General features: G+C 37.8%; 6 protein-coding genes. 1 reads left to right on the top strand and 5 read right to left on the bottom strand.

Going from position 1 to position 14,619, the window contains the following annotated elements; genetic code table 11:
• Positions 1-190: 190 nt before the first annotated feature.
• The 4 genes from QUG14_RS29265 to QUG14_RS29250 all read right to left on the bottom strand — a co-directional run bounded on the left by QUG14_RS29265 (position 191) and on the right by QUG14_RS29250 (position 4,866).
• The gene (locus QUG14_RS29265; protein ID WP_289343947.1) at positions 191-1,096 is read right to left on the bottom strand and encodes a LysR family transcriptional regulator; all 906 of its coding nucleotides are present in this window, start codon (positions 1,094-1,096) and stop codon (positions 191-193) included.
• A gap of 130 nt (positions 1,097-1,226) precedes the next feature.
• Complete coding sequence (locus tag QUG14_RS29260) at positions 1,227-2,336, bottom strand: Ger(x)C family spore germination protein (protein WP_289343946.1); 1,110 nt, start codon at positions 2,334-2,336, stop codon at positions 1,227-1,229.
• Complete coding sequence (locus QUG14_RS29255) at positions 2,333-3,430, bottom strand: GerAB/ArcD/ProY family transporter (protein ID WP_289343945.1); 1,098 nt, start codon at positions 3,428-3,430, stop codon at positions 2,333-2,335. The genes QUG14_RS29260 and QUG14_RS29255 overlap by 4 nt, the downstream gene beginning before the upstream one ends.
• Complete coding sequence (locus QUG14_RS29250; protein ID WP_289343944.1) at positions 3,427-4,866, bottom strand: spore germination protein; 1,440 nt, start codon at positions 4,864-4,866, stop codon at positions 3,427-3,429. The genes QUG14_RS29255 and QUG14_RS29250 overlap by 4 nt, the downstream gene beginning before the upstream one ends.
• A gap of 263 nt (positions 4,867-5,129) precedes the next feature.
• Between QUG14_RS29250 and QUG14_RS29245 the strand changes: the two genes are divergently transcribed.
• On the top strand, positions 5,130-6,350 hold the full coding sequence (locus tag QUG14_RS29245; protein WP_289343943.1) for a helix-turn-helix domain-containing protein: 1,221 nt from the start codon (positions 5,130-5,132) through the stop codon (positions 6,348-6,350).
• 92 nt (positions 6,351-6,442) lie between these two features.
• Here QUG14_RS29245 and QUG14_RS29240 read toward each other — a convergent pair whose 3' ends face one another.
• The gene (locus QUG14_RS29240; protein WP_289343942.1) at positions 6,443-14,470 is read right to left on the bottom strand and encodes a S8 family serine peptidase; all 8,028 of its coding nucleotides are present in this window, start codon (positions 14,468-14,470) and stop codon (positions 6,443-6,445) included.
• Between the last annotated feature and the right edge of the window lie 149 nt (positions 14,471-14,619).

Here is a 14,619-nt window from a genome sequence, read left to right as displayed (position 1 = left end):
TTTGAATCTATACATAGAATTATTTGACAAAAAGACAACCAGGCGCGGAAGCAAAGGGCGTAATATTGTCTTGCACCAAGCTAAACTAATTCATTGTATCCAAATAAAAAAGACGGTAACTTCGGTTACCGCCACGCAATCTTCAATTTGAAGTCTGAGTAAAGAACTTTAGCTTGAAAATTTAACTGGGTTAACTTTTATTTCTATTTTTTAGGTTTTTAAAAAAGTCATCAATAAATTCCTTCGCTACCTTTGTTAAACCTTTGGTTTCTAAATATATAAGCCAGAAATCAATTGGAAAATAATTTTCTTCCCTAAGAGGGATGATTTTTATTTCTCCATCTTTAACCATGGGACTATGTATAATAGAAAAATCATGCAAAAATAAAACGGCTTGACTTTCTTTTACCAACTCGAAAAGAAGGCTGCTGCTATTTGATCTAATTAAAACTTGATTGGGATTCAGTTTAATTAATTTTAATACCTTTTTATAATCCGATGAATTATATAGAACAAATTTTGAATTCTCTAAATCACTAAGTCTTACAAAATCGAAAGAATAATAAGGTGAATTTTTACCAACCGCTATACATATGTGACCCTCGTGAATATGTTCAAAACAAATATTTTTTTCTCTTTTTAATTCATTTAAAGATGCATGTATGAAAGCGAAGTCATAGTTTTCTTTGTTGAAATTCTGAATAATATCTGTAGGGTTTTGCTCTACAACTTCGAATGTAATATCACGATTTCTTGAATTAAACTTAACCATTGTTTCTTGAATTACAAAAGAAAAGGTGGGCGCTGTAATAATTTTTAAATTAGTTTGATTACTATTTTTATAATCATAAATTTCTTTGTTCAGTTCTTTAATGGTCTTAAGTAAATCGATTGCTTTGGAAATAACTATTTTACCTTCAAAAGTAGGGGTAACTCCTTGTTTTGCTCGGTTAAAGATTTTTATTCCAAGCTCATTTTCTAGCTGTGTTATGGATTGACTCATCCCTGATGGTGAAATAAATAATTTTTCTGCAGCTTTGGTTATTGACATCTCATTTGCAACATTGACTATATACTCCATTTGTTCAAAATTCAAACTATCATCTCAACTTTCAGCAGATTTGATCCACAATATCATCTTTGAAAACATTTTACATTTGATTTTTATTCTCCGTGGTCATTCATTGGACGCGTTCCCCAATCTGAGTACGCGCCCACCCGAGCTATTATTCTGACGAGTTAAGGATCTGCACTTCGAATTTAGGTTCAATTGACATTTCCGGAAAGTCTTTGCGCCAGTTCAAAGACTTCCAAATGTCTGGATGATATGCCTTAAATTCCTTTCCGATGCCAAGAATGTCGCAATTCGCTTTTTGCAAAGTCTCGATCGTCGCTGCCGTTTTTTCTTCCAGATGTTTACTCAGTTCTTTTTCCATTCGATTAACGTAATCGGGCTTAAGTGTTTGAACTGACTTGTCAAGTTTGAATACATTAATTCGCATACTGACTTCGATGCTGACTTTCGGCAATTCGCCCGATTCGGGGTGGGTGATAATCTTTGAATTTATTTTTTTGACGGAAAACCCGTAATCGATGTTTTTGTCCTCACCTTTTCTTGTCAAATTTCCGGTAAACTTTTGCCTTCCTGTGATCTTTTCTAACATCAACATCAACATTTGGACTTGGTCTTTGTCTAGCTCCTTGCCAGTATACTTACCTTGACGATATAATAGGGCGCCGCCTAATACCATTGAAGAGTTATATTGTTTCAGCAAAGGCACCGCGATACATTCCAATGGATCTTTTCGAGATAGTATTAAATTCATCAAGGAAACGTTTGGTGCAATTCCATGCTTTTCTAAAGACGTAACAAATTCGTTTAGATCTCCTGTAAATTTTTTATTAGTACCTATTTTACTTTTAAAAATCTTAGACATGTTCCCATCTAAAATAACTACAGGAGAATTAATCGCCGTATATGGCGCGTTAAGTACAAAAGTAAGCTCTTGAACTGGATCAACCGTCGCAAAACTCTTACTTAATAAATAGATTCCAGTGTGGATCCCTAAGAAAGGGCCTTTTTCTGTATATTCACCTTCGCCGACAGCTTCGATTAAACTTTGTCCTTTTAGCTCCGTTACTTTAGAGGACGGATCCCCACTACCTTGACCTACATTTTTAAGCTCCGTGACGATATAATGGAGCAAAACGTCACCATTCTCCTTGTCCAGGTCGATACCAGCGATATCAACCATATTAAGAGTTTTCAGTGGTAATCGATCCCAACAACCGGTTAAGAGGATCACCATCAAAATTGCAATTACTGCTTTTTTCATCCTCCACTCTCCTTTCCCCGTACTAGAGAAACGAGAAGCAGAATTGTCGGCACAATGGCAATCATAATAGCAGTAGCAATATTATGATAGTCGGAAAATCGGGACTGCCATTGCCGGTCGGAGCCCCCTAATCCGAATCCGAAGCAAACAACCGCTAAAATCCATACCAAAAAAGGATGGTTGCGGATTTCTTTACTTCCAATGAATGCCAAATAACGGGCTGACAAAAACAAATAAACATACACCGTTACCGTAACCACAGATAGCCAAATCGTCATAAATAGAATATCGAGGCTTTGAACAACTGGCCATCTGAATTTACGGAGAATGAACACCATCGGCTCCGGGATGGACTTCAATTGACTTTCGCTGAAGTTGTACATAACAATGACTGTTATGAATATGTAAAAAAAGGTCGTAAATCCATTGGCGGCCGACATTGCCATTACGATATCCTTCTTCTTACAGGATCTTACAAATGGAAAAGCGTACAGAAGAAGTTCATATCCCGAGTACAACCAAAACGAAGGGACAGCACCCTTAATAAGCGGTCCGATCCCGTGAGTACCGATTGGCAAAAAATGACGTAAGTCCCCTTTTCCCAATCCACTTACGAATATGATCACAATGCAAATCAGAAACAAAAGCATAATCATCTGCGTAACTGTAGCCATTGACCGGAGTGTAGATGAAGCGATATACGCTGCAATTGTGAAAGATACTCCGATTAACACAAACCAAGGAGTCTGAAATAACACCCAGCGGTTGATGACATCAGCATAAGTGATAGTAACCATGAAAATATTTTGCGCGAAGTACGCGGCAAACAGGAAGTTCACGACCGATCCTAACGGCTTTCCAACTATAGCAGACATATACTGGGGCAACGACCGATTGGAATATCTCTTTCCAAGTTGATAGTTGATCAGGATGACTGCTTGAGCAATCACTCCCCCAATAAGGATGGACATCCACGAGTCGTTGCCCGAGTAGCGGATTTGTGCGTAAGGGATCGTTAAAACGCTAACGCCGATTTGGGTCAAAATAACGAGGCAAATAAGTTGGTTGATAGAGATTTTTTCTAAGTGTATCATTCAGTCCCTCCCCTTCGGGCACTTATTCTTATTTCGTCTTTTGCCAAGCTTTCCTGCGGGCGTTTTTTCAAGCTCCTGATTGGCCCTCTTAACCATGTATCCTTGACCGTATCGCCACTAATCCCCGAGTAAAAGTACGGTATGCCCATCGTGTTTAAACGGGCCAAATGCGTAATTACCAATAGGAATGAAATCACCAAACCGATTAGCCCGAAAATCGAGGCCATCACAATGAACGGGTAAGTCAAAATTCGGGCCGCGTTACTCATTTCGTAGGAAGGAATAATAAATGAAGCAATAGCTGTGAGCGCCACTACGATGACCATCATGTTGGAAATCAGATTGGCCTCAACAACGACGGTACCGATGACAATGCCTCCTACCACGCCGATTGTATTAGAGATTGAACTTGGAAGACGGACGGTCGCCTCTCGCAAGATTTCGAGTATGAACAGCATAGCGAACGCTTCAAGTACTGGTGGCATCGCGATGTATTGCATTGTGCTTTGCAGCGTCAGTGCGATTTCGAACGGGACAATACGTGGATCAAAAGTGACAAGGGCCACGTAAGTGCCAGGCAGGCACATTGCGATAATAAAGCTGAAGATCCGAAGAAACCGGAATGCGCTGCCGAAAAGCCAGCCAGTTTGGTAATCGTCGGGGGTTTGGAAGAACGCCCAGAACGAAACCGGAATGATCAGGGAATTTGGCGAACCGTCGGTTAAAATCGCGATTTTACCATCCATCAAGTAAGATTTTACCCGGTCCGGTCTTTCGGTAACAAGCATTTTGGGAAACATCGAGAATTTTTTGTCTTCAATCATTTCTTGAATAAACCCGGGCGCTTCGACGTAATCAATGTCGATGCCCTCGATCCTGCGCTCAAACTCCTCTAGAACATTTTCGTTGGCGAGAGACCGTAGGTAAAGTACCGCAACTTTTGTATTCGACCTACGGCCAAGCTGGTAGAACTTTACGACAAGATCTGGCGACGCGATCTGCTTACGCATCAAATTGAGATTTGTATCCAGATTTTCGATCAACGCTTGGTTGGAACCGCGCAGTACCCGTTCGTTCACCGGAATATTTACCGCGCGTTCTTTATTAAGCTCGGTTCCAAGCACATAGAACTTCGCTTCGCCTTCAATTTGAACAACCGTCTTCCCTGCGACGATCGCTGTCGATGCAACCGTTATAAGATCGGTCTCACTATATTCTAGAATGGACACAGCTTCACGTACGCTAACGTCGCTGTTGCCAAGCAATGGGCGGATAATGTGTTCCTGTACCACAGTAAGCTCAATCATTGTATCGAAATAAAAAAGCCGAAAATGTCGGTGGCCGGCCACGAAATCGCTCGTTTTGAAGTCTGAGCTATGGAATAGCATTTCCTGCAGCGACTTCTCGTTTTGGTCTAGTGATCGGTCGGCTTTCATTAAAGGTACCTCTTTTCTCCAAATCGGAAAGTTTTACATATTTTCCCCAGAATCTCTATTCCCATTCCTTTTCAAGCTATTGAAATGAAGATTTCGCTGCAGCAGTGGCAGCTTTATTTTTTGCATATTTTTATTTGATGTCTTCTTAAGTATTACTTCACAAGATACTCCATTTTTCTAAATGTACTTAATATTTTGAAGAATGTAGAATGTTATCTGGTAAGTTGTTTCAATGGGGAAATTGGCTAAGGAGGATATTAGTTATGTATGAGGGGAAAATCATCAAGTTTTATCGTGAGAAATACAAACTAACTCAAGAGCAATTAGGGAAAGATATATGTTCCATTACACATATTAGTAAAATCGAATGCAATCAAACAACTTTTGCAACTGAAATCATTGCTTTAATATGCAAACGCCTGGGAATAAATATGGAGACAGAAATAAAAAAACTTTTAGGTGTAAAACAACAAATATTCAAATTACATGAAGCAATCATTATGCAATCTTTTAAAGATATGTCCCAAATTAATGGTGAACTAGAACAAGAAGAATTAATTCAAATTTCGGAATATTTTCATATGTATCAATTACTTCGGGCCAGATATCTATTAATGCATCATAAATGTCAGGAAGCATACAAAATCATTAAGAAAATCAAAAAAATAGAAAACAAACTAACATTATTTGAAAGCAATCTTTTAAAACATGTTTTGGGTAGTTACTATTTAGAAAAACAAGAGTACGTCAAAGCGATTCAAATATTAAAAACCATACAAATTCAAAATTATAATAATCCAGAATATTATTATCACCTAGCAATAGCTTACCATACTATACAATCACCCGTTTTGGCTTATTATTATGCTGATAAATCCCATAATTTCTTTCATGATATAAATAACTATCTTCGAGTTATTGATGCAGAAATGCTTATGATCATTCAAGTTGAAGATGATGATGGTAATGAAGAAATAATAAACCGATATAAAAAATTAATCATAAGCTGTGAATTATGTAATGCCCCTGAGCGAAAGGCAAAAGTATTGCATAATTTAGCGGCAGAATACTACCGAAGAAAAGACTATAAGCAAGCAAGTACGTTTTATAAAGAATCTATGTCCTTAAAGAATCTTGATTCTCCTGTCTACTTACTTTCTTTAGAAGGTTTTATTCGCAGTTCCTTTGATGGGAACCTTATTGCAAACGATCAACTCATACAACACGCAGAAGATGGATTAACAATTGCAATAAGAATAAAGCAATTATTATATATCCATCTATTTAAACTTCTACTTTATTTATTAAAATCTAAAGAAAAAGAATATCATCAATATTTACTTAATAAAGCATTACCTATGTTTTCTAATTCTGGGTATACTTATCTGATACAGCGTTCAAAAAAAGAATTATTTCATTATTATTCTAATAATAATTTACCGGATAAAGCATTGGAAATTGCAAACTTATTAATAAACACTTAAAATTTATTTATAGTCTAAAGGAGGATGATTTCCTCCTTTTTCAATTAAACAAGAAAGATCCCTGAAAATTTTTCAGGGATCTTTCTTGTTTCTTATTTGCTTACCGTTTCCTTCGTAGCAGAACTTTCGTTTCCAGCTTTGTCAATTGCTGTTACGTAAAGGTGTGTACCTACGGTTTGTTTTACAATTGAAACAGTGAACTTACCATTGCTATCAACTGTTCCTGTGCCAAGTGTTTTTGTGCCTGCTTTTATTAAAATCGTAGAGCCAACTTCAGCTTTACCTGTTACGACTTTAGCCGTGGAGGTCACTTTATTCACAATTGGTGCTTTAGGAGCTGTTTTGTCAATTGTAAATTTCACGGTTGATACGTTTCCGGCTGCGTCCGTTATCACTAATGTGTAGTTACCCTCTCCAGTAACAGCCGTACCGCTTGTGAAATCTTTTCCATCTAATTTAGCGGTTGCTTCATTAAAGCTGATTTTAACATCCTGGTTGTAAACACCATGGTTTTCTACACCAGCTGCCCATTTTGCATAAAGTATTGTATCGCCTGACACTTTATCACTCGCAAAATTCCATGCTGTTTTACCTTCAGCATCCTTATACCAACCAAGGAATGCATAACCTGATCTTATTGGTGCTGTTGGAGCATTGATTGTTTTGCTATAATCTCCTGTCTTACTTTCTACTAAGCCACCATCCTGTCTATCAAAGACAATAGTAAACTTATGAAGTGACCATTTTCCATAAATTGTTTTTGCAGAATAGATCGAGCTTGTGAAATCCCAAGGAATTGTACATTCTTCATCTGCAAACCAAGCTAAATCATAACCATAAACAACCGGTTCTGTGATTCTTCGTGCTACATTTTGGTCTTTCACACCATCTTTCACTTCAGTTGGAGCGTCACTTGGTAGTACGAAATGCACATTATAACCAGTAATCACTTTTTGTGAAACTGTTACATCTGCATATTCAGCTGCACTAATTATAATCGTAAAATCTCCTATTTTTGTGAAGAGACTCTTATCTAGAGTGATGGTACCTAAAGTAGGATCTACTTTGTATTTTGTTACATCTACAGTAGTTCCATTAAGCTTAATACTAGTAATGTCTTTAGCCCAGTTAACATCACTGAATTCAATTGTCATATCGTTACCAAGGACGTTATCTTTTGTATCTGCTGATACAATAGATGTCGCTAAAGCGTATTTAGCATAAAGTGTTGTTGGTTCTGTTACGATGTTTGCAAAATCAAATGGTGTTGTCAATGCTGCATCCGTATACCAACCCATAAACTTATAGCCAACTTTTGTTGGATCTACAGTAGGTTTTGTAATACGAGAGTCCACTATTTGCGATGCTACATAATCACCGCCATTTGAATCGAAAGTTACTAAATGACCGATAACCTGATCAGTGACGATTACATCTTGATAACCCTCAGAAATAATCGTTACATTCACTTTTTGTCCAGCTGTGAATAAATAATGGTTTAATATGATCGCACCGTCAGTAATGGTGTAATCTGTATTACGAACTAATTCTTTTGAGCCAATTTTTACTTTCGTAATATTATTTTTCCATGTTCCATCATCAGTGAATTTTAAAGTAATATCACTTCCCACTATGTTTCCATCAGTATCCTTGGAAACTGCCGGCGCCGCTTTAGTCCAACATACATAGTAATTTACATTGTCTTTAAGGACATTGAAAGTGATCGCTGAAATGTCTGATTCCATTCCCTTTGTGTTTGCGGCATCAAGGTAAAGTGTTTGATTAATAGCTAGTGGTACACCATTTGCTAATTTTTCAATAATCGTTGATGCAACAGACATATCCGGTGAAGTTACTCTTCCATTTACAAACTTATCGTTGAAAACAGTATTAGTTGGATTCTTCAACGTTCCGCCATTTAAGTCAAAATGAGCACGATATCCAAGTTTAACATTCGGAATCGATATCACATCGTTTGTGGTTGATGTAATCGTTAACGTGTAATAGCCCAAACTACTTGGCGCTTCACTAAATGCAAACTTTTCAGTTGGATGAGCATTTGCATATTTTTCAGTAGCAGTTGTTAAGGAAAGTGTTCCACTACCGTCAGTGTTAGATGTAAAACCATACGTGCTTGGATCGATTGTTTCAGTTAAAGTAGTCGGTATCGTTAATCCGGAACTATCTAACTTTTTGTAAGTCTTTTCAATTTTTGCAATCTTCTCTTTACCCGTTAACCATGAAACATTCGTTGCATAATCTGGAATGTTGATATTCAGGTTATCTTCACCAAGCACTAAACCTGCGAACTTCGCACCATCTGGCTTAGTTTTATCAACAGGTGAAAGGTTTTGCGTATAATTCATTTTCCAATTAGCTGAAACGGTAATATCAGTAGTTAAAACTGTATTTGGATTCCATTGACTAGTAGCTACTTGATGAGTTACTGGATCAACTAAACGCCATTCAACGAAACTATATCCGTTTCTTGTTGGAGCTGGTCTTGTACCTGCGATAGGAAATCCTGTTCCCTCTCTTGTTCTACTTGGTTGGTATCCAACAGCTATTGGATTAATTAGAGAACCACCATTTCCACTATCAAACGTAACACTATAGCCGACAGCTTGTGCAGCAACAAATGTCGAATCTCCACCAATCGTTTTTTGTGGGTAAACTGTCCCGTTAAAAGTGGAATCGATAACAAATTTATATGTCTGCGGTAAATAGTTAGCTCCACCTGGATCTAATGTTGCATTTTGATAGGAAGTGCTGTTAGTCAGTGTTGTATTCGTTTTAAATAAATCTGGCTTAAATGTAATTTGACCTGGATTAGTGATATCGTAGTACAAATTATTATTATCATCTCTCAAAGAGGTTATATCTACTGATTTATTTCCTCCTGTTGTAACTACGATTTTGTTAATTCCATTACGCCAATTCGCATCATCAGTAAATGTGAAAGTTAAATCCTTGCCGATATGTGCTTTTGAAGGATCGGTTACTAATGGAATATTCGGTGTTGGAATCGGTACATCTGCGATTGAAAAAGGTACTGTTACAGTTGTATATCCAGTTGCATAAAATTTGACACTGTAAGCTCCTGTTGCAGTAAACAAGGATCCTGGCAACTTAATTTTAGAAGGTACATTAGTAGGTCCTTTAAGTGGATCAAAGTATCTATATCCTTCACTTACTGTTGCTGCACTTGTTACATCTGTAGTAGTTGTACCTAAAACAAGTTCAACTTTAGTAATCGCTTTTCTCCAAACAATATCATCTAAGATTGTTGTGCTAGATGGTATTAGCTCAATTGACGAACCATTTTTCAAATCTGGTAAAGTTGGCAACTGAGTAGCTGAAGTCTTTTGTGCAGGTCCTGAGAAATTTAGGGCTGCTCTTACTTTGTTGAGATCATCTCCAGCAGTTAAGCTAAGTGTTTTCACAGCTGTATCAAACGTTGGACTAGTATAGCTTCCTCTATTTGATGTGATAGTTTGATTACTTGGTACAGTAAGCTGTGGAGTTGGAACCGAAATCCCAGCATTAACTGCAGTTTGATTCACTTGACCAAAGTTTTTGAAAATATAGTAGAAATCATTGTAGTCAATTTTACTATACGAAAATCCACCAAATTGATTCTGACCTGTGAAAGACCAGCTAATATCATTATTTCTATGACCGGTAGTAGGATTCGTAAAGAAAGCTACTTTATCATCAGAGGTTGCTCCTATAGGGCCGAACAAGAACTGATAATCTTCAAAGGCTTGAATTTCTGCAATTAAGTCATTCATGTCAATAACGTTATCCCCATTGACATCCCCAGCTAATAACAGAGGTTCTTCATAATTAGGTCTATCCCAATAACTACCTGAACGATAGCCATACTTCGTTGAGCCAATAACAGGCGACTTGTAATAGTCCTTAAAGTGTCCTGGCATAAATACTTCAACATTATATGGGTTATCACTAACAGGCGCTATCACTCCATAAGTACCACCCGAATTTCCCTGATACTGAATGGAGTTTTGATCGGTACTTGGTTTGTCTGTTTCTGCAACTACGTTGTTATTACTATCTCGTACCGTAACCTTTCCGCCAGTTTCTCTGATAATGTTTGTAAAGCTACCGCCAAGTGTAGTTTGCATGAAAGACTCAGCTAAGAGACCACCTGTAAGCATTGAAGTTGGCATTTTCACATTTGGATAATTCACTTCGAAGTTAGCCACTTTCTTTTCAGCATCTGAATAAGTGAAGCTTGATTTTGTAACAAAATAACCTGCTGCTCCAACAAATGGATTTGGACTTGTATATGTGACATCTGCTTCAATAATATTCATATCATGATCAAGAGCTCCTGCTGCTCCAATTCCACTGATCGTAATATCTGTAGATTGACCACCCTCAGATGAATCATTATACGGTTGACTTACAGTTAAAGTAGGTGTAATACCTTTACCTTCTAAATACTGTGAATATTCTTGCGAAAGTCTGATATTGCTGAAAGTGTAAAGATTACTATTATTGATTGTAAATTTACCACCAATCATACCAGTACCATTTTTAGTTGCAATTGTCCCTTTGAATGCTTGATTCGGTACAACTACAGGTCCATTTGGTACTGATTCTACACCACCAGATGATGTAAGAGTAACATATGGTGAGCCTTTTTTAATGAAGTAATATTGTTGTGTTGTTGTATCCATATCACCAGATGTAGCATAGTCGACTGGATAAACCCTAAAATCTTTACCTTCTGGTGTAATGTCCTCAGGACTAATCCCAAAATGGAAACGACCTTCTTCGTTTGTACTAAAAACTGTGGTTGGCCATGGCCCTTCGTAACCCCAAACATTATTAAGAGCTTGATCGACAGGTGAAGGATGACTAGGATCGTTCCAATTAGGAACCGAGGTTTCACCGTTATTTTTCATGACGTCAATATTATTGTCATAAACCTTACCATAAAATCCTTTAATCTCTTGTCCAGGTAAATAGCCTGTAGGATCGATTTCATAAATTCCTGGTTTCGAGTCAGCGTCCATTGTAATAGTTGGTGCTGTATAATCTACATAAACTGTATCATTAGCTGTATAGTGTGCACCAGAAGCATCCGTTGCAATAATCTCTAGAGTATAAGCACCTTCTTTTAAGACTGCTGGCGTTGTGTCAATTCCAGATTGATCAAGTGTGCCATTATAAGGCTTTGTAAATGGAAGATATTTTCCTCCAGTTAGAATATAAATAGGACCATACTGAACACCTGGACCTGCCGCATCAATTGCCTGTACATCCTGTACTACACCTATATAATTTCCATCTTTATCCTTCACAACGACATAGATACTTTCCATTCCACTATTCACAGAAAAAGAATACGCTGAAGTATCGATGCTAGCTGCTGGACTAAAGTTTCCAGTATACCTTTCTCCTGGTGAGAACGCCTTGAGGTTTACTTTAAAATTAATTCCTTTTTCAGCAATAATGATTGTGAAAGGAATGCGATAAGAATCAGTTGGGTCAGCCGCATTTACAAAGTTAACATAGCCCTCGTAAGTTCCATCAATTGCATTTGCTGGAACCGTAATTGTTGCTTTTGCGTTAACTGCGCTACCACCACTTACATCAATAGAAGTCACTGGTGAGCTGCCAGTAGAAATATCAATCTTGACATTATTTCCTGTTCCAGGACCTACTGGATTTGACTGAGCAAACTTTGTCGTAATAAACTGCTTACTTACATTAAATGTTTTATTGTTCGTACCGCTGTTTACAATCTTTAAGTTTTTAGACTGAATCACATCGTCAGAGCCACTTGGAGCACCCTCTCCTCTACCTTTAAAGCCGAAGAAAAGGTTACCAGTAATGTTTTCAATCTGCACTATATTTTGAGCTTCATTTCTTGAAAATACTTTATCCAATACTTGAATTTTCACATCGGCATTTATTGCGCGTGCAGGATCAACACGTCCAGCACCAACTTGATACACACTGTATGTCTTTGAATCTGTGTTAATATCTTTAGCCGTGTTCATTAAAGCCGTCTTAACATCTGCCGGCGTATAGTCAGGGTGTGCAGCAAAAACTAATGCAGCAATACCTGCAGTATGAGGTGTTGCCATTGAAGTTCCAGACATTAGCTGATAAGCATAAGTGTAATCAATTGTTGTTGCATTATTTTGTGGTCCCCAAACATCGTAAGGAACTGTAGAAAGAATATTGACACCAGGTGCTACAACATCTGGTTTAATATTCCAATCCTTCACTGGGCCTGTAGAACTAAAGTTTGCCAACTCGTCCCCATTTTTAAGAACGGGTGCATCTAGTGTATTCGGGAAAGTAATGGTTGCATTACTTTTACCAGATACCGCTTCTGAAAGGGCTTTTCCATCCGCTTCTGTCAATGAAATCGCATAAGTCCAGTCCATGCTTACGCCTAAGTTAGCATTGATATAGCCTTGGTTGTCCTCTTCAGCCTTGTTATTCCAAATGATCATTCCAGCTGCGCCGGATTGTTTAGCATTGGTCATTTTTACATTTAGGAGATCTCCGCCACGTTGTACTAAGGCAATCTTTCCTGTTAAATCTTTACCCGCGTAATCTGCCGCACTACCTAAACCAACATCAACAATTGGTAAAGTTTGTCCTGCGAAAGGATTATCTGAATTTGCAAAGCTCTTACCGAATAAACGAGCTTTATACGTAGCTGAACCATTCGCAATCGTCAATGTTGGAATTTGCTCAGGAATACTACTTGCACCAACAGTGATCCCTAATGGTGAAGTTCCTGGAGAACCAACAGTAGCTTGACCAGGTCCAGCGTTACCTGCTGCAACTAGACACACTACACCTGATAGAGTAGCATTGTTAATGGCAACACTATTCGGGTACAATGGATCATTAATATTAGCACCTAGAGAAAGATTGATGACATCCATATTATCTTTTACTGATTGGTCAATTCCCTTCAGTACAGAGTCTGCTGTCCCTCGACCGCCTGGCCCTAAAACACGATACCCATAGAGATCAACATCTGGCGCAACACCGTTTGCTGAATACATGGCATTATTACTTGTCGTGCTTGCAGCAATAGTTCCTGAAACATGCGATCCGTGTGATGTGATATATTTTTTATAATCCGCAGGAGGTGGACCAACCATTGGATTTGGATTCGCCTTAGCAGCTTCCCAATCAGGATAGATCGTTTCCATTGGGTCATTGTCATCTATATAAATAACATCACCATTTGCATCGACTGTTGAATTAACTAAGTCATGGCCACCTTTATATACTTTCTTTAAATCAGGGTGATTGTAGTCGATACCTGTGTCTAATACACCGACCTTAACTTTTTGACCCGCACGAGGACCAGATTTAATAATACCTGTATGGCCTTCTGCTTGAAGTTTATCAATTCCCATAAAGGTAAGGCCTGCTGTTGGCTTACCGACAGAACCACTTGTCTCTGATGTTTGTGCAGCAGTTCCTTGATCAGCTGCATGGTATTCTACTTGAGGCCAAACAGAAGCAACTTCTGGATTATTTGCAACTGTTTCAACCATATTTGCAGGTAGAGTTAAAGATACTCCGTTAAATGCTTCTGAATATTCTCTAGTAATATTCATACTAGTTTTAGCAGACTTTCCGCCAATGATTTGCGGCTTAGGTTGGTTTGTTTTCACAAAACTTTTAAAATTAGCATGAGAGGCTTCCACCTTTTTCTTAGCTTCAGAAAACTCGCTTGCAAAAGCTTGGCTGTTTAATGAAGCCCCGCCTTTAGCCAATGATTGCTTGATGATTTGAATCTTAGCTGGATCAACTTTAAATTGAACGATAACATTGATATTTTCTGTACTACGCAATTCCTTTTGATTCACATGGATTTTTTGCGAATTTTCTGCTCCAGTCAGCTTATTAATGTTTGCTTTTTGCTCTGGAGTTAGTCCTTTAAGAATACGGTTTACTTCTTCTGCATTAAAAGTTTCACTGGACTTGCTTTGCTGACTTTTGCCAGCAGCGGCTTGTACGAGTGTTAAACTCTGAGGCAACGCAATGTTTAAAAGCATTGCAATCAACACAAAGATAGATAATACTCTCTTTGTTTGTCCCATTCTCTTACTCATTTTTTACCCTCCTTATAAACTATTAAAATACGAGCTTATGAAATCCAAAAACTTTCAGGGTTCAAGGTTTAATAAGCTGTTGAGCATTTTACAAATTAGCGCTCAAATATTTAAGTATTAATAATTTTCTTAATACTTAAATATACTAA

Origin of the sequence: Neobacillus sp. CF12 (assembly GCF_030348765.1) — a bacterium.
Taxonomy (GTDB): domain Bacteria; phylum Bacillota; class Bacilli; order Bacillales; family Cytobacillaceae; genus Neobacillus.
Note: the sequence above shows the minus strand (reverse complement) of the source record. Positions and strands in the feature narration are given on the sequence as shown.

Excerpts from the sequence above, each read along its gene's own strand:
- QUG14_RS29260 (WP_289343946.1), bottom strand. The coding sequence starts at position 2,336 with ATGAAAAAAGCAGTAATTGCAATTTTGATGGTGATCCTCTTAACCGGT.
- QUG14_RS29255 (WP_289343945.1), bottom strand. The coding sequence starts at position 3,430 with ATGATACACTTAGAAAAAATCTCTATCAACCAACTTATTTGCCTCGTT.
- QUG14_RS29250 (WP_289343944.1), bottom strand. The coding sequence starts at position 4,866 with ATGAAAGCCGACCGATCACTAGACCAAAACGAGAAGTCGCTGCAGGAA.
- QUG14_RS29245 (WP_289343943.1), top strand. The coding sequence starts at position 5,130 with ATGTATGAGGGGAAAATCATCAAGTTTTATCGTGAGAAATACAAACTA.
- QUG14_RS29240 (WP_289343942.1), bottom strand. The coding sequence starts at position 14,470 with ATGAGTAAGAGAATGGGACAAACAAAGAGAGTATTATCTATCTTTGTG.